This is a genomic window from Rhizobium sp. NXC14, assembly GCF_002117485.1.
GTDB lineage: Bacteria > Pseudomonadota > Alphaproteobacteria > Rhizobiales > Rhizobiaceae > Rhizobium.
In genome coordinates, this window is sequence record NZ_CP021030.1 from 33,395 (window position 1) to 60,000 (window position 26,606).

At 60.8% G+C, this 26,606-nt stretch carries 28 protein-coding genes (1 of these 28 cut by a window edge); 9 read left to right on the forward strand and 19 right to left on the reverse strand.

The genetic code is table 11. From position 1 onward, the window contains the following. Positions 1–152 precede the first annotated feature (152 nt). The 6 genes from ahcY to NXC14_RS00190 all read right to left on the reverse strand — a co-directional run bounded on the left by ahcY (position 153) and on the right by NXC14_RS00190 (position 5,584). A complete protein-coding gene (gene ahcY, locus NXC14_RS00165; protein ID WP_011423435.1) occupies positions 153–1,553 on the reverse strand; it encodes an adenosylhomocysteinase in 1,401 nt (466 codons plus the stop codon). 144 nt (positions 1,554–1,697) lie between these two features. Continuing rightward, a complete protein-coding gene (locus NXC14_RS00170; RefSeq protein ID WP_011423436.1) occupies positions 1,698–1,973 on the reverse strand; it encodes an HPr family phosphocarrier protein in 276 nt (91 codons plus the stop codon). A 9-nt stretch (positions 1,974–1,982) separates the two neighbouring features. Further along, positions 1,983–2,384 (reverse strand): PTS sugar transporter subunit IIA, encoded by a 402-nt coding sequence (locus NXC14_RS00175; RefSeq protein ID WP_011423437.1) that lies wholly within the window; start codon positions 2,382–2,384, stop codon positions 1,983–1,985. 150 nt (positions 2,385–2,534) lie between these two features. Then, entirely contained in the window at positions 2,535–2,984 is a 450-nt protein-coding gene (locus NXC14_RS00180; RefSeq protein WP_085776445.1) for a serine/threonine protein kinase, read from the reverse strand. After that, entirely contained in the window at positions 2,981–4,771 is a 1,791-nt protein-coding gene (locus tag NXC14_RS00185) for a sensor histidine kinase (protein ID WP_085776446.1), read from the reverse strand. Before NXC14_RS00185 ends, NXC14_RS00180 begins: the two co-directional genes overlap by 4 nt. Positions 4,772–4,846: 75 nt before the next feature. Then, positions 4,847–5,584 (reverse strand): response regulator transcription factor, encoded by a 738-nt coding sequence (locus NXC14_RS00190; protein ID WP_198175522.1) that lies wholly within the window; start codon positions 5,582–5,584, stop codon positions 4,847–4,849. A gap of 339 nt (positions 5,585–5,923) precedes the next feature. Here NXC14_RS00190 and NXC14_RS00195 point away from each other — a divergent pair, with 339 nt between their 5' ends. The 3 genes from NXC14_RS00195 (at position 5,924) to NXC14_RS00205 (ending at position 8,756) form a co-directional block, all read left to right on the forward strand. After that, complete coding sequence (locus NXC14_RS00195; protein WP_085776448.1) at positions 5,924–7,534, forward strand: phosphoenolpyruvate carboxykinase; 1,611 nt, start codon at positions 5,924–5,926, stop codon at positions 7,532–7,534. A gap of 171 nt (positions 7,535–7,705) precedes the next feature. After that, positions 7,706–8,143 carry an alternative ribosome rescue aminoacyl-tRNA hydrolase ArfB gene (arfB, locus tag NXC14_RS00200; protein ID WP_085776449.1) on the forward strand — a complete coding sequence of 146 codons (438 nt, stop codon included), beginning with the start codon at positions 7,706–7,708 and terminating at the stop codon, positions 8,141–8,143. Position 8,144: 1 nt separating this feature from the next. Beyond that, positions 8,145–8,756, forward strand: a complete 612-nt coding sequence (locus NXC14_RS00205) for an alpha-ketoglutarate-dependent dioxygenase AlkB (protein WP_085776450.1) — start codon at positions 8,145–8,147, stop codon at positions 8,754–8,756. 14 nt (positions 8,757–8,770) lie between these two features. Here NXC14_RS00205 and coaA read toward each other — a convergent pair whose 3' ends face one another. From coaA to hisB, 9 genes are read right to left on the reverse strand one after another with little or no spacing between them, the layout of a single operon-like run. Then, positions 8,771–9,766, reverse strand: coding sequence for a type I pantothenate kinase (gene coaA / locus NXC14_RS00210; RefSeq protein ID WP_085776451.1), 996 nt, complete (start codon positions 9,764–9,766; stop codon positions 8,771–8,773). Then, on the reverse strand, positions 9,763–10,086 hold the full coding sequence (locus tag NXC14_RS00215; RefSeq protein ID WP_085776452.1) for a phosphoribosyl-ATP diphosphatase: 324 nt from the start codon (positions 10,084–10,086) through the stop codon (positions 9,763–9,765). Before NXC14_RS00215 ends, coaA begins: the two co-directional genes overlap by 4 nt. 16 nt (positions 10,087–10,102) lie before the next feature. Then, positions 10,103–10,891, reverse strand: a complete 789-nt coding sequence (gene hisF / locus NXC14_RS00220; RefSeq protein WP_085776453.1) for an imidazole glycerol phosphate synthase subunit HisF — start codon at positions 10,889–10,891, stop codon at positions 10,103–10,105. Then, entirely contained in the window at positions 10,891–11,637 is a 747-nt protein-coding gene (hisA, locus tag NXC14_RS00225) for a 1-(5-phosphoribosyl)-5-[(5-phosphoribosylamino)methylideneamino]imidazole-4-carboxamide isomerase (protein WP_085776454.1), read from the reverse strand. The genes hisF and hisA overlap by 1 nt, the downstream gene beginning before the upstream one ends. Positions 11,638–11,643: 6 nt before the next feature. Next, a complete protein-coding gene (locus tag NXC14_RS00230) occupies positions 11,644–12,201 on the reverse strand; it encodes a hypothetical protein (RefSeq protein ID WP_085776455.1) in 558 nt (185 codons plus the stop codon). Then, positions 12,198–12,380, reverse strand: a complete 183-nt coding sequence (locus NXC14_RS00235; RefSeq protein WP_085776456.1) for a hypothetical protein — start codon at positions 12,378–12,380, stop codon at positions 12,198–12,200. Before NXC14_RS00235 ends, NXC14_RS00230 begins: the two co-directional genes overlap by 4 nt. 52 nt (positions 12,381–12,432) lie before the next feature. Further along, complete coding sequence (gene hisH, locus NXC14_RS00240; RefSeq protein ID WP_085776457.1) at positions 12,433–13,083, reverse strand: imidazole glycerol phosphate synthase subunit HisH; 651 nt, start codon at positions 13,081–13,083, stop codon at positions 12,433–12,435. A 2-nt stretch (positions 13,084–13,085) separates the two neighbouring features. Continuing rightward, a complete protein-coding gene (locus tag NXC14_RS00245) occupies positions 13,086–13,568 on the reverse strand; it encodes a DUF2628 domain-containing protein (protein WP_085776458.1) in 483 nt (160 codons plus the stop codon). 21 nt (positions 13,569–13,589) lie between these two features. Further along, complete coding sequence (gene hisB, locus NXC14_RS00250) at positions 13,590–14,198, reverse strand: imidazoleglycerol-phosphate dehydratase HisB (RefSeq protein WP_085779912.1); 609 nt, start codon at positions 14,196–14,198, stop codon at positions 13,590–13,592. A 177-nt stretch (positions 14,199–14,375) separates the two neighbouring features. On the opposite strand from hisB, the gene hslV reads away from it, so the two are divergent. From hslV to NXC14_RS00275, 5 genes are all read left to right on the forward strand, one after another. Continuing rightward, entirely contained in the window at positions 14,376–14,903 is a 528-nt protein-coding gene (gene hslV / locus NXC14_RS00255) for an ATP-dependent protease subunit HslV (protein WP_064800163.1), read from the forward strand. Positions 14,904–15,007: 104 nt separating this feature from the next. After that, on the forward strand, positions 15,008–16,315 hold the full coding sequence (gene hslU, locus NXC14_RS00260; RefSeq protein ID WP_064708200.1) for an ATP-dependent protease ATPase subunit HslU: 1,308 nt from the start codon (positions 15,008–15,010) through the stop codon (positions 16,313–16,315). A 188-nt stretch (positions 16,316–16,503) separates the two neighbouring features. Next, positions 16,504–17,451, forward strand: coding sequence for a DUF1402 family protein (locus NXC14_RS00265; RefSeq protein WP_085776459.1), 948 nt, complete (start codon positions 16,504–16,506; stop codon positions 17,449–17,451). Between the two features lie 48 nt (positions 17,452–17,499). Then, the gene (locus NXC14_RS00270) at positions 17,500–18,912 is read left to right on the forward strand and encodes a cytochrome P450 (protein WP_085776460.1); all 1,413 of its coding nucleotides are present in this window, start codon (positions 17,500–17,502) and stop codon (positions 18,910–18,912) included. An 85-nt stretch (positions 18,913–18,997) separates the two neighbouring features. Then, positions 18,998–21,169 carry a malate synthase G gene (locus NXC14_RS00275; RefSeq protein ID WP_085776461.1) on the forward strand — a complete coding sequence of 724 codons (2,172 nt, stop codon included), beginning with the start codon at positions 18,998–19,000 and terminating at the stop codon, positions 21,167–21,169. Between the two features lie 69 nt (positions 21,170–21,238). On the opposite strand, the gene NXC14_RS00280 is transcribed toward NXC14_RS00275, so the two are convergent. After that, the gene (locus NXC14_RS00280) at positions 21,239–21,922 is read right to left on the reverse strand and encodes a L,D-transpeptidase family protein (protein ID WP_011423457.1); all 684 of its coding nucleotides are present in this window, start codon (positions 21,920–21,922) and stop codon (positions 21,239–21,241) included. A gap of 179 nt (positions 21,923–22,101) precedes the next feature. Here NXC14_RS00280 and NXC14_RS00285 point away from each other — a divergent pair, with 179 nt between their 5' ends. Next, the gene (locus tag NXC14_RS00285; protein ID WP_085776462.1) at positions 22,102–22,596 is read left to right on the forward strand and encodes an MmcB family DNA repair protein; all 495 of its coding nucleotides are present in this window, start codon (positions 22,102–22,104) and stop codon (positions 22,594–22,596) included. A gap of 12 nt (positions 22,597–22,608) precedes the next feature. Here NXC14_RS00285 and NXC14_RS00290 read toward each other — a convergent pair whose 3' ends face one another. From NXC14_RS00290 to hrpB, 3 genes are all read right to left on the reverse strand, one after another. Next, positions 22,609–23,187: an ActR/PrrA/RegA family redox response regulator transcription factor gene (locus NXC14_RS00290; protein ID WP_085776463.1), complete on the reverse strand. Its 579-nt coding sequence runs from the start codon at positions 23,185–23,187 to the stop codon at positions 22,609–22,611. Positions 23,188–23,255: 68 nt separating this feature from the next. Then, positions 23,256–24,584, reverse strand: a complete 1,329-nt coding sequence (locus tag NXC14_RS00295; protein WP_085776464.1) for an ActS/PrrB/RegB family redox-sensitive histidine kinase — start codon at positions 24,582–24,584, stop codon at positions 23,256–23,258. Positions 24,585–24,605: 21 nt separating this feature from the next. Then, positions 24,606–26,606 carry the 3' portion of an ATP-dependent helicase HrpB gene (gene hrpB, locus NXC14_RS00300; RefSeq protein WP_085776465.1) on the reverse strand. The gene runs 465 nt beyond the window's last position, so only the last 2,001 of its 2,466 coding nucleotides appear in the window; its start codon lies off the right edge, out of view — the gene reads right to left on this strand; it ends in the stop codon at positions 24,606–24,608.

Sequence of the window (26,606 nt, forward strand, 5' to 3'; positions counted from 1 at the left end):
TTTTCGGAGCGGTCGGACGGAGTCCGGCGTCCCGAATCAAGTCTTAAAACAATACTTCGGAAGGGAATCGGCGGGAAGGGAGCGGCCAAAAAATAAGCCGCGGCATTTGTCAATGCCGCGGCTTCTACATCTTGTGGATATCGACGACCCTATCAATATCTGTAGTGGTCGGACTTGAACGGGCCCTGCGGCTTCACGCCGATATAGGCAGCCTGCTCTTCGCTGAGCTGGGTCAGCTTCACGCCGAGCTTGTCGAGATGAAGGCGTGCGACCTTTTCGTCGAGATGCTTCGGCAGGATGTAGACCTTGTTCTCGTACTGGCCGGGCTTGGTGAAGAGTTCGATCTGCGCCAGCGTCTGGTTGGTGAAGGAAGCCGACATCACGAAGGACGGATGGCCGGTCGCATTGCCGAGGTTGAGCAGACGCCCTTCGGAGAGAAGGATGATGCGGTTGCCCTTGGGGAACTCGATCAGGTCGACCTGCGGCTTGACGTTGGTCCACTTGAGGTTACGCAGCGCGGCGACTTCGATTTCGTTGTCGAAATGGCCGATATTGCCGACGATCGCCATATCCTTCATCTGCCGCATGTGATCGATGCGGATGACGTCCTTGTTGCCCGTCGTGGTGATGAAGATGTCGGCAGAGGAAACGACGTCTTCCAGAAGTACGACTTCGTAACCGTCCATGGCGGCCTGCAGAGCGCAGATCGGATCGGCTTCGGTCACCTTTACACGGGCGCCGGCGCCGGAGAGCGAGGCAGCGGAACCCTTGCCGACGTCGCCGTAACCGCAGACGACGGCGACCTTGCCGGCCATCATCACGTCGGTGCCGCGGCGGATGCCGTCAACCAGCGATTCCTTGCAGCCGTATTTGTTGTCGAACTTCGACTTGGTGACGGAGTCGTTGACGTTGATCGCCGGGAACGGCAGCAGGCCCTTCTGGCTGAGCTGGTAAAGGCGGTTGACGCCGGTCGTCGTTTCCTCGGTGACGCCCTTGATCGCGTCACGCTGCTTGGTGAACCAGCCCGGAGAAGCGGCGAGTCGCTTCTTGATCTGGGCGAAGAGGATTTCTTCTTCTTCCGAATGCGGGTTCGAGAGCACGTCCTCGCCGGCTTCGGCGCGAGCGCCGAGCAGGATGTACATGGTGGCGTCGCCACCGTCATCGAGGATCATGTTGGAAAGGCCACCATCGGCCCACTGGAAGATCTTGTCGGTATAGACCCAATAGTCCTCGAGCGACTCGCCCTTGATAGCGAAGACCGGAACGCCGGCGGCGGCGATCGCCGCTGCAGCATGGTCCTGGGTCGAGAAGATGTTGCAGGAAGCCCAGCGGACTTCGGCGCCGAGCGCAACCAGGGTTTCGATCAACACGGCTGTCTGGATGGTCATATGCAGCGAACCGGTGATGCGCGCGCCCTTGAGTGGCTTTGCCTCACCGAACTCGGCGCGGCAGGACATCAGCCCCGGCATTTCGGTTTCGGCGATCGTAATTTCCTTGCGGCCGAAATCCGCAAGCCCGATATCGGCGACGACATAATCTTTTTCAGTGCTCATAGGGGTCTCCAGGCTGAAAAACGTCTCAAAAATTGGCGCAGGCGCAAGCAAGCGCACGGCATATCCGCCGTTTAGCAGGCTTCGCCTGGTATGGCAATAAGGATATAAAGAAGTCTTTATATGTTTATATGAGCTCGGCCTAACTCACATTTCTTCGCCGAACTTGTTCTGGATCAGCTGATCCAGGGCCTCCAGGGCTTCCTGAGCCTGGCTGCCGCTTGCCGAGACGACGACGCTGGAGCCGGGGCTTGCCGCAAGCATCATGAGACCCATGATCGAGGTGCCGCCGACCGTCATTCCATCCTTGGAGACGGTGATGGCTGCATCGAAATTCTCGACCATCTGCACGAATTTAGCGGAGGCGCGAGCGTGAAGGCCGCGCTTGTTGATGATGAGGAGTTCCCGGGAAAGCGATGTCATGAAGCGCCGTTATTTTCCGCTGAGCACGCGGCTCGCGACATTGATATATTTCCGCCCGGCTTCGGAAGCCTCCACCAGCGCCTTCTCCATGTTGTTCTCGCCGCGTACGCCGGCGAGTTTGATCAGCATCGGCAGGTTCATGCCGGCAATGACTTCGGTATGGCCGCTGCTCATGACCGAGATGGCGAGGTTGGAAGGCGTGCCGCCGAACATATCGGTCAGGATAACAACGCCATGGCCGTCATCGGCGCCAGAAACGGCTTGCAGAATGTCCTGCCGTCTCTGGTCCATATCGTCTTCGGGGCCAATACAGACCGTCTCGATGAATTTCTGAGGACCGACGACGTGCTCGACAGCATGACGAAACTCTTCAGCCAGCTTGCCATGAGTGACAAGCACAAGTCCGATCATGATATTACTGCTCCCATATACGCAAACGGTGGCTGAGATATCGCAATGCAGCAATTTCGTCCACCGGTGGCGGCACATCTTGGCTATGAAAAGCCGAAGTGCAAGATAAAAATGCAAATATATAAGGCGGATTGATCAATCCGGAAGCCTTCAGCATCCGATGTCAGGCGCTTTCGCCATCAGGATCGCCAGCGGCGAGGCAACATTTGTGAGCAGCCGCAATGCGGGAAGCGAAAAACCCGGGGCGAGACTGACGATTTCGCCCTCCGCAGGGACGCGGTTTTCACCGGAAGCGCTGCCGGGAAGCACGGCATAGTGCATGGTTGCCGGGGACACGTGATCCTGCCGGACGATGCCAGTGCCGCGAAGTTCGATCAACCCGGCGATCGACGGCGGACAGGTGGCGATCACCGTGCCGGTCTCTCCCGACAGAAGCACCTGATCATCGGCGACCAGCGCCGTGAACAGCCCAAGGCGGCGCGCCTCGGTCATGCAGGTGAAAGCCAGCATCGATTTCCCCCAGCCCGAGGGACCGCTGAACAGCAGCCCCGTTCTGCCGACGACGATCGCCGTGGCATGGATGTTGGCGGCCGCCGTCATGCGGCTGGATCGAGGGGCAGGGCGAGGATAAAGCGCGCGCCGAGCACCTGCCCGCTTTCGGCGTCGGTAATGTTCTCTGCTCTGAGCGACCCGCCATGCGCTTCGGCGATCTGGCGGCTGATCGACAGGCCGAGCCCCGAATTCTGGCCGAAGCCTTCGGATTCAGGTCGGTCGGTATAGAAGCGCTCGAAGATGCGATCGATATTTTCCGCCTGGATGCCGGGACCGTTGTCTTCGATCGTGGTGACACAGCGCGACCGTGTCCGCATCAGCCTCACGATGATCTTCCCGTCCTTTTCAGGGACGAAGGAGCGGGCGTTCTCGATCAGATTGGTGACGATCTGGCCGATGCGCAGGTCGTGACCGTTGACGACGAAGCGCGTCTTGATGTTCGGCTTGCGCTCGACGACATAGTCGATCTGCACTTGCTTTTTGCTGCCCCTGATCTGGCGCGACACGTCGATCAGGTCGCGCAGCAGCACCTCCATGTCGATGGAGGCGGCGTCGACGCGTGCGAGTTCGGCATCGAGCCGCGAGGCGTCGGAAATGTCGCTGATCAGGCGATCGAGGCGGCGGACATCGTGCTGAATGACGTCAAGCAGCCGTTTCTTGGAATCCTCCGACCTGGCGAGCGGCAGCGTTTCGACGGCGCTGCGCAGCGAGGTCAGCGGATTCTTGAGCTCGTGGCTGACATCGGCGGCAAAGCTCTCGATGGCGTCGATCCGGTCATAAAGCGCTGTCGTCATCTCGCGTAATGCGATGGAGAGGTTGCCGATTTCGTCCTGGCGAGCGGAAAAGTCGGGAATTTGCTCACGTGTCTTGGCGCCGCGGCGAACGCGGATGGCGGCTGCCGAAAGACGACGCAGCGGATTGGCGATCGTCGATGAGAGCACCAGCGACAGCAGTACGTTGACGAGCGTCGCCACGCCGAAAACGCGCATGATGGCCAGTCGTTCGGCGTGGACGATATTGTCGATGTCACCGGCCTGCGTCGACAACAGCAGCACGCCGAGCACGGCGCGGAAGCGCTGGATCGGAACGGCGACGGAAACGATGAGCTCGCCTTTTTCGGTGGTGCGCACGACCGCGCCGCGCACGCCGGTCAGCGCGTTCATGACCTCCGGATAGATCGAGCCGTCGCCGCCCGGCGCTTCTTTGTAGAGCGGCAGATTGCCCGGCTGCAGCGCCTTGTTGAACAGCGTCGCGAACCAATCGCTCCAGGTCTGTTTCTCTTCCTCGACCGGCGGCAGGTCGAAGCGCAGCACCTGACCGCGCGAATAGAGGTGACGCGAATCGAGCAGCAGATTGGCGTCGGCATCGAAGATGCGCGCGCGTGTGCGCGTAGGCGAGATCAGCCGACGCAGGACGGGAGCGACCTTCTCGGGGTCGATCGGAAATTCCAGGTCCTCGTCGTTCGGCACTGGGGTGATGCTCTGGCCGGCCTGCAGTTCGAGCAGCTTTTGCGGATCGATGGTGATCGAGTTCGTATCGACCGACGCGGAAGCCGAAACGGCGCCGGCGATGATTTCGCCCTGCGTCAACAGGCTTTCGGCGCGGGCGTCGATCAAGCCTTCGCGAAACTGGTTGAGATAGAGAATGCCGCCGACGAGCACCACCAGCGCGACGAGATTGAAGAACAGGATGCGCCGCGTCAGGCTCGAAAACACCGCATTGCCGAAGATGCGGCGGATCAGCGTAAAGGGATGCGACCAACGGCGGCCTCGGACGCGACGGGTGCTCACGCCCTCCGCGTCGTCCAAATCCCTTTCCTGCACCAACTGTGCCAATGATAGGCCCTTTCGAAAGGTTGGGCCCTATAACTGGCGTGCAACCTTCAATATTTCCAGCTGTGCCGCTCGGGCTCAAGCTGCTTCGCGGAAGCGGTATCCCACTCCGTAGAGCGTTTCAATCATATCAAAGTCGGTATCGACCATCTTGAATTTCTTGCGCAGCCGCTTGATGTGGCTGTCGATCGTCCGGTCGTCGACATAGACCTGTTCATCATAGGCCGCATCCATCAGCGCGTCGCGGCTTTTCACGACACCGGGGCGCTGCGCCAGCGAATGCAGGATCAGGAACTCTGTCACCGTCAGCGTCACGGCCTCGCCCTTCCAGGTGCAGGTATGGCGCTCCTGGTCCATGACCAGCTGTCCGCGCTCGAGCGAGCGGGCCTGCTGCACCGCTCCGGCTTTCGGCGCACTGCCGGGGCTTGTGCCGCCGGCGGCCGCGGCTTCGCGGCTGGAGGCGCGACGCAGGACGGCGCGGACGCGCTCCACCAGCAGGCGCTGCGAAAACGGCTTGGTGATGAAATCGTCCGCGCCCATCTTCAGGCCGAACAACTCGTCGATCTCCTCATCCTTGGAGGTGAGGAAGATGACCGGAATATCCGATTTCTGCCGCAGGCGGCGCAGCAGCTCCATGCCGTCCATTCGCGGCATCTTGATGTCGAAGATCGCCAGCTGCGGCGGTCGCGCCAGAAGGCCGTCGAGCGCCGAAGCACCGTCCGTATAAGTCTCGACCTTATATCCTTCGGCCTCCAGTGCGATCGACACCGAGGTGAGGATGTTGCGGTCGTCGTCAACGAGCGCGATTGTCGGCATGGTGTTGGTCTCCGTCATCAGTGCGCAATCTCCCGGATTTTGGTCGTCCCCAGGCGGTCTCAATGACCGGATGCGCTTATGGAGGATAAAGGTGGAACAAATTGTGGCAAAGATAAAGGGGAAGATTGTCGCTAAATTCGGCGGCACTCGTAAGTTGTGGCCGAAAATGTTTCAACGTTGTCTCTTCAAACGATTTAAAAAGACCGAAACAAATTTAAATCGATTAATTAATTGATATTACTATATTTTCTCGATTCTTGTCTCTTGTCTTTTAAAATTTCTCCCCGTATTTTCCCGGTTAGTTTTAACGGCAACGAGCCTGAGCAAAGGGAACTAGCCATGGAAAAGTTCGGAGTTCATAACCCGGCAACGGAGCTTGCAACGGTTGGATTGGGCGGCGCAGCCAGCGTCCGCTATAACTTTTCCGCCGCAGCGCTCTATGAAGAAGCGATCCGCCGGGGTGAAGCCGAACTGACCGCTCAGGGCGCGCTTCGGGCCCTCACCGGTCAGCATACGGGCCGTTCGCCGCGCGACAAATTCGTTGTCCGCGACGCCAATACCGATGGTCAAATCTGGTGGGACAACAACAAGCCGCTCTCGCCGGAGCATTTTGCCCTGCTGCGCGACGACATGCTGGCGCATGCAGCCGGCAAGGAGCTGTTCGCTCAGGATCTTGTTGGCGGTGCCGAGGAAGGCCATGCCCTGCCGACCCGTGTCATCACGGAATTCGCCTGGCATTCTCTGTTCATCCGCAATCTGCTGATCCGCCCCGAGGCGGCGGCGCTGCCGACCTTCGTGCCGAAGCTGACGATCATCGATCTGCCGAGCTTCAAGGCCGATCCTGCCCGCCACGGCTGCCGTTCGGAAACGGTGATCGCCTGCGATCTCACCAACGGTCTCGTTCTCATCGGCGGCACCTCCTATGCCGGCGAAATGAAGAAGTCGGTCTTCACCGTGCTCAACTACCTGCTGCCGGCCAAGGGTGTGATGCCGATGCACTGCTCGGCCAACGTTGGCCCGGACGGTGACTCGGCGGTCTTCTTCGGTCTTTCCGGCACCGGCAAGACGACGCTTTCGGCCGATCCGGCCCGCATGCTGATCGGTGACGACGAACATGGCTGGAGCGAAAACGGCATCTTCAACTTCGAAGGCGGCTGCTACGCCAAGACCATCCGCCTCTCGGCCGAGGCCGAGCCGGAAATCTACGCAACGACGCAGCGCTTCGGCACTGTGCTCGAAAACGTCGTCCTCAACGAAAATCGCGAGCCCGATTTCGATGACGGTTCGCTGACTGAAAACACCCGTTGCGCCTACCCGATGCATTTCATTCCGAATGCCTCGGAAACCGGCCGGGCCGGGCATCCGAAGACGATCATCATGCTGACCGCCGATGCCTTCGGCGTTATGCCGCCGATCGCGCGGCTGACGCCCGATCAGGCGATGTATCACTTCCTCTCCGGCTACACCGCCAAGGTGGCCGGCACCGAAAAAGGTGTCGTCGAGCCGGAAGCGACCTTCTCCACCTGTTTCGGCGCGCCCTTCATGCCGCGTCATCCGGCCGAATACGGCAACCTGCTCAAGGAACTGATCAGCCGCCATGGCGTCGAGTGCTGGCTCGTTAACACCGGCTGGACAGGCGGCGCCTACGGCACCGGCAAGCGCATGCCGATCAAGGCGACGCGCGCCCTTCTCGCTGCCGCCCTCAGCGGCAAACTCGGAAAGGTCGAATTCCGCACGGATACGAATTTCGGCTTTGCCGTGCCGGTTTCCGTCGACGGCGTCGACGGCGGCATTCTCGATCCGCGCTCGACCTGGGCCGATAAGGCAGCCTATGACGCGCAGGCCGAAAAGCTGGTCTCGATGTTCATCGCCAACTTCGCGAAGTTCGAGAACCACGTCGATGGCGGCGTCCGCGATGCGGCTCCAGGCGTGAAGGTCGCAGCCGAATAAAAGCGCAGCCAGTGTGCAGCGGTTTTGCCAGGCAAAGCGCGAAGCGCTTTTGCCGGGAATTGCGCTAAACAGAATCTCTGATTCACGTGAAACCCAGCATCGCAGGATTGCCGGGTTTTCTCGTTGACGGCGATGTTTTCAATTGGCGGCCGATATGAGATAGAACGCCGCATGGCCAGCGACGCACTCTATATCGACGACAGGATCACCATCGCGGGATGGGAACTGACTGAACAGTTCGTCCTCGCGGGCGGTCCCGGCGGGCAGAACGTCAACAAGGTTTCGACCGCGGTCCAGCTGTTCTTCAACATCGCGAATTCGCCTTCCCTCAATGATCGCGTCAAAGCCAATGCGATCAAGCTCGCCGGCCGACGCATGTCGAAGGACGGCGTGCTGATGATCGAGGCGAGCCGCTTTCGCAGCCAGGACCGCAACCGCGAGGATGCGCGCGAGCGGCTGAAGGAACTGATTCTGGAGGCGGCCAAGCCGCCGCCGCCGCCGCGCAAGAAGACCAAGCCGACCAAGGGTTCGATCGAACGCCGCCTGAAGGAAAAATCCGGCCGCTCGGAAGTCAAGAAAATGCGAGGCCGCCCCGGCGGCGGCGAATGACATGCCCGAGCTTCTGAACGGCATCCGCCATCTGCCCGGCTATCTCGACCGGGCGCGCCAGGCGGAATTGGTCGAGGTGATCCGTGCCGTCGTCGCCGAAGCGCCGCTCTATGTGCCCTTCATGCCCGGCACCGGCAAACAGATGTCGGTCAGGATGACCAATTGCGGGCCGCTCGGATGGGTGACGGACAAGGAGCGCGGCTATCGCTATCAGCCGACGCACCCGGCAACCGGCCGGCCCTGGCCTGAGATGCCGGCGGCTTTGCTCGATATCTGGAATGAGGTTTCCGGCTGTGAGAAGCCACCGGAGGCCTGCCTCGTCAATTTCTATTCCGACGACGCCCGTATGGGCCTGCATCAGGACAAGGACGAGCAGGATCTGCAGGCGCCGGTCGTCTCGATCTCGCTCGGCAACAGCTGCCTCTTCCGCATCGGCGGCCTCAACCGCAATGATCGCACGCTATCCTTCAAGCTTGCGAGCGGTGATCTGGTCGTGCTGGGCGGCGAGGGGAGGCTTTGTTATCATGGCGTCGACCGCATTTACCCCGCGACATCGACGCTGTTGAAGAACGGCGGCCGCATCAATCTGACGCTGCGCCGCGTTCGTCCGTGAAAATTGATCGTCTGCTATAGTTTTCTGAGCGCGACCTGTTCGATCAGATGATCCTTGCCCTTTTTCAGGATGAGATCGGCGCGCGGCCGCGTCGGCAGGATGTTCTGGCGCAGGTTCTTCAGGTTGATGTTCGCCCAGAGATCTTCGGCGATTTCGAGCGCTTCCCCATCGGTGATCGAGGCGTAGCGATGAAAATAGGAGTTCGGATCGCGGAAGGCGGTTTCCCGCAGCCGCATGAAGCGCGTCACGTACCAGTTGTGGATCTGGTCTTCCGCGGCGTCGATATAGATCGAGAAGTCGAAGAAGTCGGACACCATCGGCACGATCTTGCCGTCGGCCGGCAGGTTGCGCGATTGCAGCACGTTGATGCCTTCGAAGATCAGAATGTCGGGCCGGTCGACGATCTTGTATTCGTCCGGCAGCACGTCATAGACGAGATGCGAATAACACGGCGCCTTCACATCGGGCCGCCCGGCCTTGATCGCCGAGAGGAAGCGCAGGATCGCGCCAGTATCGTAGCTTTCCGGGAAACCCTTGCGTTGCATCAGCTTTTCCCGCTGCAGCACCGCGTTCGGGTGGAGGAAGCCGTCTGTCGTGATGAGATCGACCTTCGGGCTGGAAGGCCAGCGGCCCAAGAGCTCCTTCAGGATACGGGCTGTGGTCGATTTTCCCACAGCGACGGAGCCGGCGATGCCAATGACGAAAGGCGTTTTCGTTACATCCGACATGCTCAGGAAGCGGTTGCGCTGGTCGAACAGCATCTGCGAGGATTCGACATGTGACGAGAGCAGGCGCGACAGCGAGAGGTAGATGCGCCGGACCTCGTCGAGATCGATCGGGTCGCCCATTGAGCGCAGCCGCTTGACCTCGTCGCCGGTCAGCGTCAGCGGCGTGTCGGCGCGGAATTTCGCCCATTGCTCGGAAGAGAAGAAATGGTAGGGCGAATAGGATTCAGACTGGAAGTGATCCAATATCTCCGGCACCCCGATAATCTCAGTCGCGATACTCATGAACTCTGCCGGCTGGCCTTTTCCTTGAGACCGGACTGCGCGGTTCTGCGCTCGAGTTCGGCCATGACATTCTCTAACGGTATTTCAGCAATCTTCAATACGACCAAAAGGTGATAGAGCAGGTCGGCCGCTTCGTAGGTCAGATTGTCGCGATCGCCCGTCACCGCCGCCATCACCGCTTCGATTGCCTCTTCACCAAGCTTCTTCGCCGCTTTCGGCTGGCCGGCGGCTACAAGCTTGGCTGTCCAGGACTGCTCCGGTGAGGCTTTCGATCGCTCTTCGACGATGCGTTCGAGGTCGGAAAGGGAAAATCCGCTCATTGTTCGTTCTCAGGGTTCAGTCGAGACGCATGTCGATGCCGCACTTCGACATATAGTGCTTCGCCTCGCCGACGGTATAGGTGCCGAAGTGGAAGATCGATGCGGCGAGCACGGCATTGGCATGGCCTTCCTTCACCCCGGCGACGAGATCGTCGAGGTCGCCGACGCCGCCGGATGCGATGACCGGCACACGCACAGCATCGGCAATCGCCCGCGTCAGCTCCAGGTCGTAGCCGGCCTTGGTGCCGTCGCGGTCCATGGAGGTAACGAGCAGTTCGCCGGCCCCGCGCGCCACCATTTTCTGAGCGAATTCGATAGCATCGATGCCGGTCGCGTTGCGGCCGCCATGCGTATAGATTTCCCAGGCGCTGAGATTGTCGCCGCCGACCGCTTGCGTGCGTCGGCGCTTGGCGTCGATCGAGACGACGATGCACTGGTCACCGAACTTGTCGGCCGCTTCAGTGACGAAATCAGGATTGCTGACGGCCGCCGAGTTGATCGACACCTTGTCGGCGCCGCACAGCAGGAGCTTGCGGATGTCGGCGATGGTTCTGACCCCGCCTCCGACAGTCAGCGGCATGAAGCATTGATCGGCCGTGCGCGACACGACATCGAAAATCGTCTCGCGATTGTCCGAGGACGCGGTGATGTCGAGGAAGCAGAGCTCGTCGGCGCCGGCCGCGTCATAAGCCTTCGCCGCTTCGACCGGATCGCCGGCATCGACGAGATTGAGAAAATTGACGCCCTTGACGACACGGCCGTCCTTGACGTCAAGGCAGGGAATGACACGAGCCTTGAGGGTCATTAGGCAGTCTCCTTGGCCTTGTTGGCCTTGATCAGCGCCAGCGCTTCCTGGGGGTCAATGCGGCCGTCGTAGAGCGCCCGGCCTGAAATCGCCCCTTCCAGCTTCTGCGCGTCGGGCTGCAGCATGCGCTTGATATCTTCGATAGAGGCAAGGCCGCCCGAAGCGATAACAGGAATGGAGACGGTATCGGCGAGTTCCAGTGTCGAGCTCCAGTTGATGCCGGCCAGAATGCCGTCGCGGTCGATATCGGTGTAGATGATCGCCGCAACGCCGGCGCCCTCGAATTTCCGGGCAAGCTCGATGATGCCGAGTTCGGAAGCTTCAGCCCAACCCTCGACGGCCACCTTGCCGCCCTTGGCATCGATACCGACAGCAACGCCGCCCGGAAATTTCCGGCAGGCCTCGATGACCAGCGCCGGATTTCTGACGGCGACGGTGCCGAGGATGACCCGCCGCAACCCGCGCGACAGCCAGGCTTCGATGTGGTCGAGGGTGCGGATGCCGCCGCCGAGCTGCACCGGATTTTTTGTCGCCTTCAGGATCGCCTCGACGGCGTCGCCATTGGCCGAATGTCCCGCGAAGGCGCCATCGAGATCGACCACGTGCAGCCATTCGAAACCCTGGTCTTCGAAGGACTTCGCCTGGGCGGCGGGATCGGTGCTGTAAACCGTCGCCTGTTGCATGTCGCCGAGCTTCAGGCGAACGCATTGGCCGCCCTTCAGATCGATCGCGGGAAAAAGGATCATGTCGTCTTACGTCCGTAGAGTGATCGCTGCCATCAGCGCATTCCACGCATCTACGATATCCGAGCGGAAAAAGACAGCGGCAATGGCGGCCGCGCTCAAAAGCAGCAGAAGCAGAAGGATGGCGATGAAGCCCGCACGTACCTGGCGCCAGAAACCGAGGCGCTTCTTCACCGATTTCTCGATCTCCCGCACCCGCCGCAGGGCGTCGCTGTTGACGGCGGCGAGCCGGATCTCAGGCTCCATCGCTTCCACATAGGTCTCGGCATAGCTCGAAAGAATCTGCGAGGCGCGATCGCGCAGCGTATTGCGCAGGTCAGTGGAGAGATAATTGCTGGAAACTGCGGCAAGCTCGGCCTCATTGGGCGAACGGCCGGCATTCCGCTTTCGATAGCTGACGACGAAATCGCGCTTCTGCCGCTCGTAAAGGGCGTAGGCAAGCAGGCCGATCAGATCGTCTTCGCCTTCGATATAGAATTCCAGCACGGCTTCGGTGATATCGCCGGCATTGATCCCATTGGCGCGCAGCTGCGAATTCTCGTTGCCGGCAAGAAATTCATGGATCATCGGTCCAGCCTTTCTTTCAATGCCTTGGCCGCATTGGAAAGCGCTCTTCTATGGAGGGCTTCGTCGACACGGCGAATGATCGTCCCGTCGGGAAGCCGGATGTCCGAGAAGGGAGGCAGACCCTCTCTGGAGGGTCTCAGCATATAGAACACCTTGCCTGATTTCCGCGAAGCCGGCATCGAGCGCACTCCTGTTCCGCTCTTTTCATAAAGAGGAAATAAGGCGGAGGTATTACGGGTTCCAGCGCAGGAAATTGGCGATCAGGGCGAGGCCGAGCTTCTGGCTCTTTTCCGGGTGAAACTGGGCCCCCACCATGTTGTCGCGCCCGACGAGGGCGGTCATCGGCCTGCCATAATCGACGGTCGCAATGACATCCTCGGCATTTTCGGCGGCAAGATGGTAGGAATGGACGAAATAGGCATGCAGCCCCTGCGGCCCGGTGGGAATGCCGTCGAAGAGCGGATGCTCGTGCTTCAGGTCGAGCGTGTTCCAGCCGATCTGCGGAATCTTCAAGGCGGGATCGTCAGGCGTCATCTCGATGACGTCGCCTGGAATCCAGCCGAAGCCGTGTGTCACGGTCTTCTCCAGACCGCGCGAGGACATCAGTTGCATCCCGACGCAGATGCCGAGGAAAGGCCGCGCCTTGTTCTCGACAGCCTCGATCAGCACTTCGTTCATGCCGGGCACGGCGTCCAGTCCGCGCCGGCAATCGGCGTATGCGCCGACGCCGGGCAGCACGATGCGATCGGCCGCAGCAACGTCCTCCGCCTTATCGGTGAGATCGATATGGGCATTGATGCCCGCCTCGCGCGCGGCACGTTCGAAAGCCTTGGTGGCCGAACGAAGGTTGCCGGAGCCATAGTCAATAATCGCGACGCGCATCGTCAGCGTCCTCCATCAAAACCAAAGAGATCAAGCGATGTCGCTTGGCCGCGCAGGCTGTTTGCACCGGGCTTGTTCTGCCAATCCGGTGCGACCGTATCGTCACTGCTCGCAGGGACTGTCTTGTCCGCAAAATAGACCTGCTCGGCAATATCGAGCTTATCGGCTGCAATGAGGGCGTCCTCGTTCCAGCCCTTGGCGGCAAGGTTGCGGATGCGAAAGTTCTGGCCTTCGAGGCCGACCACTATATTCACGCCCATCATGATCGCCGCGCCCGCCGGCCCCAGACCGGGTTCGTCCATCAGTGCGCCGCCGATTCCCTGCAAGAGAAACGCCGCGGCCGCATGCAGCCATAGCCGGTGCACCAGAAGCCAAGCCCATGGAAACAGGAAGCCGAGCCAGGAGAAGCCGTCGCGAATAGTGCGCACCTCATCGGTCGCTGGGTTCGCGCCGGGCGGTGTCAGGAAAATATAGCTGGAGGTCATTGTCGCCGCTCCCTGAGGGGCTCAGACGAGCGTGCCCTTCGTCGAGGGAACACGGCCCGCCTGTCTCGGATCGATCTCTGTCGCCGTGCGCAATGCGCGCGCGACCGCCTTGAAGCATGTCTCGGCAATATGGTGGTTGTTGGCGCCATAATGATTGAGAATATGCAAGGTGATGCCGGCGTTCTGGGCGAGCGCCTGGAAGAATTCGCGCACGAGTTCCGTGTCGAAGGTGCCGATCTTCGGTGCGCTGAAGGCGACATTCCAGACGAGGAACGGCCGGCCGGAAAGATCGACCGCCGCCTTGGTCATCGTCTCGTCCATAGCGAGATCGATCGAAGCGTAGCGTGTAATGCCCCGGCGGTCGCCGAGCGCCTTCGAGATCGCCTGGCCGATCGCAATACCGGTATCCTCGACCGTGTGATGATCATCGATATGCAGGTCACCCTTGGCTTCGATTTCCATGTCGATGAGCGAATGCCGCGAAAGTTGATCGAGCATATGGTCGAAGAAGCCGACGCCGGTCGAAATCTTCGATTTGCCGGTGCCGTTGAGATTAACGGAAACGGAAATCGACGTCTCGTTGGTCTTGCGGGCAACGCTGCCGGTACGGCTTGCTGCGGTCTCGGCCATCTGGCCCTCCATCGGAATAAGGCCGTTCCTTATCAGGCGCATCGGCAAATATCCAGAAGCCGGGCAGGAGAAAAGCCCGCCCATTTGCAATCGGCTCCGGCCGGCTTACATAGGGTTCAACAAGGACCGGTTTGCGGTCTCGTGTAAAGGCCCGCCTCATGGGCAGACAGGTGTTTTATGACAACAATCATTACAGTTCGAAAAGGCGGCAAGGTGGTGATGGCGGGCGATGGCCAGGTGAGCCTCGGCCAGACCGTGATGAAGGGCAATGCCCGCAAGGTCCGGCGCATCGGCAAGGGCGAGGTCATCGCCGGTTTCGCCGGCGCCACGGCCGACGCCTTCACCCTGCTCGAAAGGCTTGAAAAGAAGCTGGAACAATATCCCGGTCAGCTGATGCGCGCCGCCGTCGAGCTCGCCAAGGACTGGCGCACCGACAAATACCTGCGTAATCTCGAAGCCATGATGCTCGTCGCCGACAAGTCGATCACCTTGGCAATCACCGGCAATGGCGATGTTCTGGAGCCCGAACATGGCACGACGGCGATCGGTTCTGGCGGCAATTTTGCCTTCGCCGCCGCTCGTGCACTGATGGATACCGACAAATCGGCCGAAGAGATCGCCCGGCGCGCCCTCGATATCGCGGCCGACATCTGCGTCTACACCAACCACAATATCGTGGTCGAATTGCTGGACGTCGAAAGCTGAATCCCGGCCTTCCGGCTGCTGCCGCGGCTGACCCGTCGCGGCGCGACAACGATGAATTGCGGCCGGGCGTTGATGGTTCCGGACCGCCAGGAGAATGATACGCAATGACGACCTTTTCCCCCCGCGAGATCGTTTCCGAACTCGATCGCTACATCATCGGCCAGCATGATGCCAAACGCGCCGTCGCGATTGCGCTGCGAAACCGCTGGCGTCGCCAGCAGCTCGACCCGAGCCTGCGCGACGAAGTCATGCCGAAGAACATCCTGATGATCGGTCCGACCGGTGTCGGTAAAACGGAGATTTCCCGCCGTCTGGCAAAACTCGCCGGCGCGCCTTTCATCAAGGTCGAAGCCACGAAGTTCACCGAAGTCGGCTATGTCGGCCGTGATGTCGAGCAGATCATCCGCGATCTGGTCGAGGTCGGTATCGGCCTGGTGCGCGAGAAGAAGCGGGCCGAGGTGCAGGCCAAGGCGCATGTCAGCGCCGAGGAGCGTGTGCTCGATGCGCTGGTCGGCACCACCGCTTCGCCCGCCACCCGCGAAAGTTTCCGCAAGAAGCTCAGGGACGGTGAGCTCGACGACAAGGAAATCGATATTGAGGTGGCCGATGCCGGCTCCGGCATGGGCGGCTTCGAAATACCCGGCATGCCGGGCGCCAATATCGGCGTGCTCAACCTGTCGGAAATGTTCGGTAAGGCAATGGGCGGACGCACTAAGAAGGTGCGCACGACGGTCAAGGCTTCTTATACCGATCTGATTCGCGATGAATCCGACAAGCTGATCGACAACGAGGTGATCCAGCGCGAGGCCGTCCGCTCTACCGAAAATGACGGCATCGTCTTCCTCGACGAGATCGACAAGATCGCCGCCCGCGACGGCGGCATGGGTGCCGGCGTTTCACGCGAAGGTGTCCAGCGCGACCTGCTGCCGCTCGTCGAAGGCACGACGGTCTCGACCAAATACGGGCCTGTGAAGACGGACCATATCCTCTTCATCGCCTCTGGCGCCTTCCATGTCTCCAAACCCTCGGATCTCTTGCCGGAGCTGCAGGGCCGCCTGCCGATCCGCGTCGAGCTGCGCCCGCTGAACAAGGAGGATTTCCGCCGGATCCTGACAGAGACCGAAGCGAGCCTCATCCGCCAGTACCGGGCGCTGATGGAAACCGAAAATCTGAACCTTGATTTCACCGAGGACGCGATCGACGCGCTGGCTGATGTCGCCGTGCATTTGAACTCCTCGGTCGAGAATATCGGTGCGCGCCGTCTGCAGACGGTGATGGAGCGGGTTCTGGACGATATTTCCTACAATGCGCCGGATCGGGCAGGGGCAGCCATCACGATCGATGCAGCCTATGTGCGCGAACATGTCGGCGATCTCGCGCAGAATACCGACCTGTCACGCTTTATTCTGTGATATCGGCGCACCGGCTCGTGGCTTTACCGATGTGAATGCCGCATTCTGTTGACCTCGACTATCGACAGCGGGCCTTTTCCTTTTTAGTGAAGGCCCGTTTTGTTTTCCGCTACGGCTTTATTCGGCCAAGATTCTGGTCCAGTCAGCCGCATCGCGAACAGGACGATGAACGGACGGGATAGCGGATCGTGCGACGCCTTTTGACAAGCCTTTTGATTGCCGTTGCCCTGGTGAATTCAGGGCCGGCCTTCGCCATGCAGACGGTGCCGGCCGGCAATCGCCACGCTGAGCAGCCAGATATTCCCGGCGCGTCCGTCCGCCGCACCAAGGGCACCAAGAGCAGCTTCGATCTGAAATATGAGAAGGTCCATGAGCTTCTTGCGACCGATCGCGAGCTGATGGCCAAGATCCGCAAGGTCTCCAGCGCTTACGGCATCAATCCCATCCATGTCGTCGGCGCGATCGTTGGCGAACATACCTATAATGTCGACGCTTACGACAGGCTGCAGGCCTATTATGTCAAAGCCGCTTCCTATGCCGGGGAAAGTTTCCGCTTCGCCTATGACGGCGAAAACGTCGACGATTTCGTGGCGCGGCCGCAATTTGCGCAGTGCAAGGGCAAGAGTGATTCCTACACGCTCTGGTCCTGCCGGGAAGATGTCTGGGAAAGCGATTTCCGCGGCAAGACCGTCGGTGGCGAGAGCTTCCCCAACAACCGCTTCAGTGCGGTCTTCTTTCAGCCTTTCTATGCCGGCCAGACCTTCGGCCTCGGCCAGGTCAATCCGCTGACGGCGTTGATGCTCTCCGATCTCGTCAGCCGCGTCTCCGGCTATCCGAAGCTGAACGAGAAGAATGCCGGCGACGTCTATAAGGCGATCATGGATCCCGATATCTCGCTCGCCTTCGTCGCGGCCTCGATCCGCCGGTCGATCGACGATTACAAGGAGATTGCCGGCATGGATATCTCGGGCAATCCCGGCCTGACGGCGACGCTGTATAATGTCGGCAATTCCCGCCAGCGTGCCACAGCCCTTGCGGCGAAAAACCGCTCTTCCGGTGCGACCGTTTGGCCTGAAGAGAATTATTACGGCTGGCTGATCAACGACAAGCTGGACGAACTCAAGGGCCTGCTCTAGCTTCAAGCTTGCCGGGAAGGCGTCGCTCTTCCCCGAAAGGCTTTGACGATGGACATGCGTCCGGACCCCTTCGTTCCGCCGGCACCGCTGCCGCGCACCGTGCCGCCGAGCCGGCTGGATATCATCCGAATCATCCTGCGCAACCCGCTCGAACTCTGGGGCGAGCCCTCCTATACGCTACCCTGGATCAAAACGAGTTTCTTTGGGCAACATACGCTCATCGTTAACGATCCCGGCTTGATCAAGCACGTGCTGGTCGACAATGCCGCCAATTACCGCATGTCCGACATTCGCCAGCTGGTGTTGCGGCCAATCTTGCGTGACGGGTTGTTGACGGCGGAAGGCCAGGTCTGGAAGCGATCGCGAAAGGCGGTCGCGCCAGTCTTCACGCCGCGCCACGCCAAGGGCTTTGCCGGCCAGATGCTGCGGCAATCGGAAGATTTCGTCCGCAAATACGAGAACGGCGAGGCGGCTGGTCAAATTTTCGACATTGCCACCGACATGACCGATTTGACCTTTGCTATCCTTGCTGAAACGCTCTTCTCCGGCGAAATCATCTCGTCGAGCGGCCATTTCGCCGACGACGTCAACCAGCTTCTCCACCGGATGGGCCGCGTCGACCCGATGGACCTGCTGCGCGCGCCCTCCTGGGTGCCACGCCTGACCCGTATCGGCGGTCAGAAGGTGCTGGAAAAATTCCGGGCTATCGTCCGCGATACCATGGATGTGCGTCTGGCGAAGATGAAGGCCGATCGCGCCGCCGCACCGGAGGATTTTCTGACGCTGCTCCTGGAACAGGCAGGTCCGGATGGCCTGACCAAGGGGGAGATCGAGGACAATATCCTGACTTTCATCGGAGCCGGCCACGAGACGACGGCGCGTGCGCTTGCCTGGACACTTTATTGTGTGGCCAACAGCCCGCATATTCGTGAGGCGATGGAGACGGAGATCGATGCCGTCCTGGCGACTGGAGCCGAACCAGTGGAATGGCTGGATCTGATGCCGGTGACGCGGGCGGCCTTCGAAGAGGCCCTCAGACTTTACCCCCCGGCTCCTTCGATCAATCGCGCCGCCATAGCCGATGACTTCTGGACGAATGCCAAGGGCGAAAAGGTCGAAATAACAGCGGATATTACCGTGCTGATCATGCCGTGGACGCTGCATCGCCACGAACTTTATTGGGAAAAGCCGCGCGCCTATATGCCGGAGCGCTTCCTTCCGGAAAACCGCGGCAGCATCGGCCGGTTTCAGTTTCTGCCGTTCGGCGCCGGCCCGCGCGTCTGCATCGGCGCGACCTTCGCGCTGCAGGAGGCGGTGATCGCACTGGCCGTGATGATGCGCCGTTTCCGATTCGATCAGACCACAACCACCAATCCTTGGCCGGTGCAGAAGCTGACGACTCAGCCGCAGAACGGGCTTCCCATGCGCGTGACGTCGCGCATAATTTCCGGAACGGCATAAATCTTTCGAACTATTGCGGAATTGACTGTGAATAAAAGCCGGGCAAAGTGGCAGCATTCACAGGCGCTGGCAGGGAGAATATCGCATGAGCCGCATTGATAAGAACGGTCTTGCCATCGAAACCGTCCTTCACGATTTCCTGACGCAGGAGGTTCTGCCGGGTCTGGCGATCGATGTGCACAGGTTCTTTGCCGATTTTTCGGCGATCGTTCACGATCTCGCCCCGCGCAATCGCGCACTGCTGGCCAAACGGGACGAGCTGCAGACGAAGATTGATGACTGGTATCGCCAGCATGGCGCCCCGTCGGATATGGACGACTATCAATCCTTTCTCCGCAGCATCGGCTACCTCCTGCCGGAAGGATCGGACTTCCAGGTCTCGACCGAAAACGTGGATCCCGAGATCGCCTCGATCGCCGGTCCGCAGCTCGTCGTTCCCGTGATGAATGCCCGCTACGCTTTGAACGCCGCCAACGCTCGCTGGGGCTCGCTCTATGATGCGCTTTATGGCACCGACGCCATTCCCGAGAGCGACGGCGCCGAGAAGGGTAAGGGGTATAATCCGAAGCGAGGCGAAAAGGTCATCGCCTGGGTGCGAGATTTCCTCGATACGGCGACGCCGCTGCAGGACGGCAGCTGGAAGGATGTCGGCAGCTTCGCCGTCAAGGACGGAATGCTCGTCGTCAGATCGGTGGACGGCGAGCAGACAATGCTCGGAGACGGCCGGCATTTTGCCGGCTATCGCGGCGATGCCACCACGCTGAGCCATATTCTGCTGAAGAACAACGGCATTCATATCGATATCGTCATCGACCCGACGACGGCGATCGGTAAGGCCGATCCGGCCCATATTTCCGATGTCTGGCTGGAATCGGCGATTACCACGATCATGGACTGCGAGGATTCGATTGCAGCCGTCGACGCCGAAGACAAGGTGATCGTCTATCGCAACTGGCTCGGCTTGATGAAGGGCGATCTGCAGGAAGAGGTGGCAAAGGGCGGAACGACCTTCATCCGCAAGCTCAACCCGGATCTGGACTATACCGGCCCGGATGGCGCTTCGTTCGAGGTGCATCGCCGTTCGTTGATGCTGGTGCGCAATGTTGGCCACCTGATGACCAATCCCGCGATCCTCGACAAGGACGGCAACGAAGTGCCCGAGGGCATCATGGATGCCATCATCACTGCTCTGATCGCGCTTTACGATATCGGTCCCGCCGGCCGGAAGAAGAATTCCCGCACCGGCTCCATGTATGTGGTGAAGCCGAAGATGCATGGGCCAGAAGAGGTCGCCTTCGCCGTCGAGATTTTCTCCCGGGTCGAAGACGCGCTCGGCATGGCGCGCAACACCATCAAGATGGGCATCATGGACGAGGAGCGGCGCACGACGGTCAATCTCAAGGAGTGCATTCGTGCCGCCCGCGAGCGCGTCGTCTTCATCAACACCGGTTTCCTCGACCGCACCGGAGACGAGATCCATACTTCGATGGAAGCCGGTCCGATGATTCGCAAGGGCGATATGCGCCAGGCAGCGTGGATATCGGCCTATGAGAACTGGAACGTTGATATCGGTCTGGAATGCGGCCTTTCCGGCCACGCCCAAATCGGCAAAGGCATGTGGGCGATGCCGGATCTGATGGCGGCGATGCTGGAACAGAAGATCGCCCATCCGAAGGCCGGCGCCAACACCGCCTGGGTGCCGTCGCCGACGGCCGCAACCCTGCATGCCACCCATTATCACCGCGTCAACGTCGCCCGGGTCCAGCAGGGGCTGAAGGACCGGGCTCGCGCAAAGCTTTCCGACATTCTCTCCGTGCCGGTTGCTGTGCGGCCGAATTGGACGCCGGAGGAAATCCAGCGAGAGCTCGACAACAATGCCCAGGGTATCCTTGGCTATGTCGTGCGCTGGGTCGATCAGGGCGTCGGCTGCTCGAAAGTGCCCGACATCAACAATATCGGCCTGATGGAGGATCGCGCCACGTTGCGCATTTCGGCCCAGCACATGGCGAATTGGCTGCATCACCAAGTCGTCACCGAAGCTCAGATCGTCGAAACGATGAAACGCATGGCTGCCATCGTCGATCGACAGAACGAATCCGATCCAGCCTACCGGCCGATGGCGGACAATTTCGATGATTCGATCGCCTTTCAGGCCGCCCTCGATCTCGTCCTGAAGGGCAGGGAGCAACCGAACGGCTATACCGAACCGGTGCTTCACCGCCGCCGCCTCGAGCTCAAGGCGAAACAATCGGTATAACCGAGAATACAAAAAGGCCGCCGGGACGACAGTCCGGCGGCCTTTTTTATACCGAATTCGGTATCTAGCCTACTGGATGACGATGACCTTGGAGGTCCCCTTGCCGGGGCGGACGCGGCTGTAGAGGTCGATGACGTCCTGGTTCATCAGGCGAATGCAGCCCGAGGAAGCGGCGGTGCCGATCGAAGCCCATTCCGGCGTGCCGTGCAGGCGGAACAGGGTGTCCTTGCCGTCGTCGTTGAAGAGATACATGGCGCGCGCGCCGAGCGGATTGCTGAGACCGGGGCCCATGCCCTCCTCGACGTATTTGGCGACGTCGGGGCGGCGTTCAGCCATTTCCTTCGGCGGGTGCCAGGTCGGCCATTCCTGTTTCCAGGCGACATAGGCAGTGCCGGCCCATGCGAAGCCCTGCTTGCCGACGCCGATGCCGTAGCGCATCGCCTTGCCGTTCGGCAGGATGTAATAGAGGAAGCGCTCGCGCGTATTGACGATGATGGTGCCTGGACGCTCGGTGGTCTGGTAGCTGACGACCTGGCGGCGGAACTGCGGCTTGACCCTGTCGATCGGGATCGCCGGCAGGGAGTATCCGGCATCCTTCGTCACGCCATAGGCGTCGTTGAAGATTTGAGCTGTCTGTACCGTCGGGCCTGCGCCCTTGTCGTCGACGGATGCGCTTTCGGAATTGGTGGAGCAGCCGGCCAGTGCGAGTGTCGTCAGCAGGCCAAATACAGGGAATGCGTTGCGGATGCGCATAGATAACTCTTGAAGTTTTCGGGCGAGGAGAACAGTCTTTCGACCATCGTTGATTATGGTTTATTTTCGATTAACTTGCGCTTTGCAAGACTGCTTCGGCGCGAGGAATCCGTCTACCGCGCAAATTAAAAGCGCATGGTTTTTTTGCAACAACACACCCGGCTCGGCGATGGTTATCCATGACGATTTTGAGCGTTTACAATAACAATCCGTTAATCGATGGCCGGCAATCGGACAGGGCCATGATGGTGCGGCGCGGAACGCAGATATTGCTGCACGAAATGCGCCATGCGGTGCTGCCGGAACTGCCGCTGGCCAGCGGCCGACGCGCCGATCTGATCACGCTTTCAGAAAAGGGCGAAGTTTGGATCATCGAAATCAAGACATCGATCGAGGATTTCCGGGTGGATCGCAAATGGCCCGAATACAGGCTGCATTGCGACCGCCTGTTCTTTGCGACTCATGAAGGTGTGCCGCTTGACATCTTTCCCGAGGAATGCGGGCTCTTCCTCTCGGATGGCTATGGCGCCCATATGATCCGCGAGGCGCCGGAACACCGCATGGCACCGGCCACGCGCAAATCCGTCACGCTCAGTTTCTCGCGCGCCGCTGCGCAAAGGCTGATGATGGCCGAATGGGCGAACGGAAAACCATTCACTGCGGATGATGTCTGACGAAGGTTTCGTCTATTTCGGCGCGCGTTTGGCAAGGATGCGCTGCAGCGTTCGCCGGTGCATGTTGAGCCGACGTGCTGTTTCCGAGACATTGCGCTCGCACATCTCGTAGACCCGCTGGATGTGCTCCCAGCGCACCCGATCGGCCGACATCGGATTCTCCGGCAGCTCGGCCTTTTCGCCCGGCCGTTGCGTCAGCGCTGAAAAGACCTCGTCGGCATCCGCGGGCTTGGCCAGATAATCGACGGCTCCGAGTTTTACGGCCGTCACCGCTGTTGCGATATTGCCGTAGCCGGTCAGCACGATGATCCGGGTATCGTCGCGCCGCTGCCGAATCGCTTCGATGACGTCGAGGCCGTTGCCGTCGCCGAGGCGAAGGTCGACCACCGCATATTTCGGCGGCCTGCCTCTCGATTTCGCAACCCCTTCCGCCACTGATTCGGCCGTCTCCACCTCGAAACCGCGCGTCTCCATCGCCCGTGCGAGACGGCGCAGGAAGGGCCCGTCGTCGTCAACGATCAGCAGGCTGGCGTCGGGCCCGATATGGTCTTCATCCGATGTGGCGAAATTTCCATGATTCTGTTCTGTCATCGTCTCGGGTCCCGGCGGTTGCGCCTGATCCTGGTCAACCGTTTCTCATTCTACTTATGCCCACAAACTCATTTTGTCGAATTTGCGTCGATCAGCATTCGCGGCCATTCGATGCGGATGCGCGCGCCGGCTCTTTCCGGCTCTCGGTTCTCGAAAACCAGCGATGCGCCCGAGCGCTCCAGCAGTGTCTTGGCGATGAAAAGTCCGAGCCCGAGGCCGCCGGCCGTATCTTCCTTCTGCCGCTTGGTCACATAGGGCTCGCCGATGCGCGTCAGGATGTCAGGCGAATAACCATTGCCGTCGTCTTCGATGACGATCAATACTTTGTCTTGATCGTGCTCGACGGTCACGGTCACTTTCTCCCTGGCATAATCGACCGCATTTTCGATGAGGTTTCCGAGCCCGTACATGATGCCGGCATTGCGATCGGTGACCGGCTCGCTCTTGCGCGGGCTCTTCTCGATGAGCTCGAGCGTGATGCCGAATTCCCGGTGCGGTGCGACGACTTCTTCGATCATGGAGGAAAGCGGCAGCCGGCGCATATGCGCCTCTCCTTCGGAGGAGAGCGTCGTCAGCCGCCGCAGAATGTCACGGCAGCGTTCGCTCTGGCTTCGCAGCAGCATGACATCCTCGCGAAAGCGATCATCATCCTTGAGCTCGCGCTCCATTTCCTTGGCAACGACGCTGATCGTCGCAAGCGGCGTGCCGAGTTCATGAGCGGCGGCCGCAGCCAGACCGTCCAGCTGCGAAAGATGCTTTTCCCGCTGTAGCACCAGTTCGGTCGCGGCGAGCGCATCGGCAAGCTGGCTCGCTTCCATCGAGACGCGATAAGCATAGAAGGCGGCAAAGGCCATGGTCGAGGCGATCGAGCACCAGACGCCGAACTGCATCACATTATGGACATTGATCTCGACCCCGTCGAACCAGGGCAGCGGGAAAGGCGAAAAGGCAAGCACTGTAATGCAGACCATGGCAAAGCCGATCAGTGCCGTGCTGTAGCGGATTGGCTGTGAGGCGAAAGAGATGATGACGGGCACGCAGACGAGTGCGGCGAACGGATTGGCGAGGCCGCCCGTGATGAAGAGCAGCGCGCAAAGCTGCAGAAGATCGAAGCCGAGCAAAGCGAAGGCGGCCGGCGGCTCCAGCCGATGCGTCGGCGGATAGCGGATTGTCAGGTAGAAATTCACCCAGGCCAGAGCGGCGATCAGCAAAGAGCTGGCGATCAGCGGCAAGGGAAATTTCAGCCAGAAGGCGACGATGAACACCGTCAGTGCCTGGCCGCCGACCGCAAGCCAGCGAAGCCGCACCAGCGTCTGTAGCCGCAGCCTGCGGCTGCTGTGCCGGTCTTCCAGTGTATGGCTTTCGGTCTTGTCGATGACACCGGGCTTGTCGATCATGCCGGGGCTCCTTGATGGCTCTCATGTACCACGTGGTTTTGCCCGTGTCGTCGGCAACGCCTCTTCCGGCCGCTCCGGCCAGGGGTGGCGGGGATAGCGTCCACGCATCTCGGCGCGCACGTCCTTCCATGAGCCCACCCAGAAGCCGGGCAGGTCGCGTGTCGTCTGGATCGGCCGGTGCGCCGGTGACGTCAGCTCCAGGAGTAGCGGCAGGCGGCCTCCGGCGACCGCCGGATGCTGCTTGAGCCCGAACAGCTCCTGCACGCGGATCGTCAGGACCGGCTCCTCGCCTTCATATTGGATGGGATGTTTTTGACCGGTCGGCGCCTCGAAATGCGTTGGCGCAAGCCGGCTAAGATCGCGCTGCAGCTCGTGTGGTACCAACGACATCAGGCCGTTCGAAAGCCCGGCCGCAGAAACCTCGGAAAGGCTACGGGCGTCCTCCTGGAAGGGAGCGAACCAATCTTCCAGCCGAGAAAGCAGAGCATCGTCGCTGACATCGGGCCAGGGATCACCGATCGTCCGATGAAGAAAACCGATCCGTTCGCGAAGCTGCATGGCCTCCTTCGAGAAGGCGAGCTGATCAAGCCCCAATTCGCGCACGCCCTCCATCAGCGCCTGAGTGACGGCGGCTCCGGAAGGACGCGGCAAAGGCGTCTCTTCGAAGACGATTGCGCCAAGCCGAATTGCCCGCCGCGCCCGCACCTGCCGGCTTTGCCGGTCGAAGAATATCTGGTCATCGGTTCTGATCTCGCCAGGCAGTTCGGCTTCGATATCCGCACGTGTCACTTCCGCTGCCGCCAGAATCCGCCCCTGCGCCGCGCGCCCGGTGAGATCGGCGATGACGAGCATCTGGCTGCCGGCGAGCCGCTCGGTCTCCGGCAGTTCCGCTCCCCGCCCGTTCACCATGACGAATCGCCCGCGCCCCCCGCGCTGAAGCGCGATCCGATCTGGGAATGCGTGCAGCAGCAGCTGACCCGCCAATACGGGTGCGGCTGTTGTGACGGGATCGAGGCCGGCGGCCAGCCGCCCCGCCAGCCGCCGCGAGGCGTCGGCTCTGTCACCGCGCTCGGCTTTGAATCGCCGCAGCCGGTCGTCAATGTCGATGCTCGATCCGCCAAGCCCCTGTTCGGTCAGGAGCACGGCAATCATCGCCGCCTCCCGGGCATGGCCCGATTCGCCTGATGAGACGACCATGGCGGCAAGTCGCGGCGGCAAAGCGAGATCGCGCATCATCTTGCCACGGGCAGTCAACGCGCCATCCTTGTCGAGCGCTCCGAGCTGACCGAGCAGCGCCCGCGCTTCCTTAAGCGTCGTTTCCGGCGGCTGATCGACGAAGGCAAGGGATGCGGGATCCTGGACCCCCCAATGCGCGAGATCGAGCACCAGGCCGGAGAGGTCGCTGGAGAGGATCTGCGGCGGTGTGAAAGCCGGCAGTGCCGCCGTCTGCCCCTGGTGCCACAGCCGGATGGCGATGCCGGGCTCGGTTCGTCCCGCGCGGCCGGCCCGCTGATCGGCCGAGGCTCGCGACACCCGCACCGTCTCGAGCCGCGTAATCCCGGTCGAGGCCTCGAAGACCGGCAGACGCTGCAATCCGCTGTCGATCACGATCCTAACACCGTCGATGGTGATCGATGTTTCGGCGATCGAGGTGGCAAGAACGATCTTGCGCATTCCCTTGGGCGCCGGGCGAATCGCTGCATCCTGCTCCTTCTGGCTAAGATTGCCATAGAGAGGGGCAATCAAGGTTTCGGGCCCGAATCGCCCCTGCAGGCGCTCCACGGTGCGCGTGATTTCCGCCTGGCCGGGCAGGAAGGCGAGGATAGAGCCGTCCTCATCGGCGTGAGCCTCGATAATCACCCGCGAGACGGCGTCCTCGACGCGCTCGCCGCCGGCCCGGTCCTGATAGCGGATATCGATCGGAAAGCTGCGTCCCAGGCTCTCGATGATAGGCGGGTTATCGAGCAGGGCGGCCACACGCTCCACGTCGAGCGTCGCCGACATCACCAGGATGCGCAGATC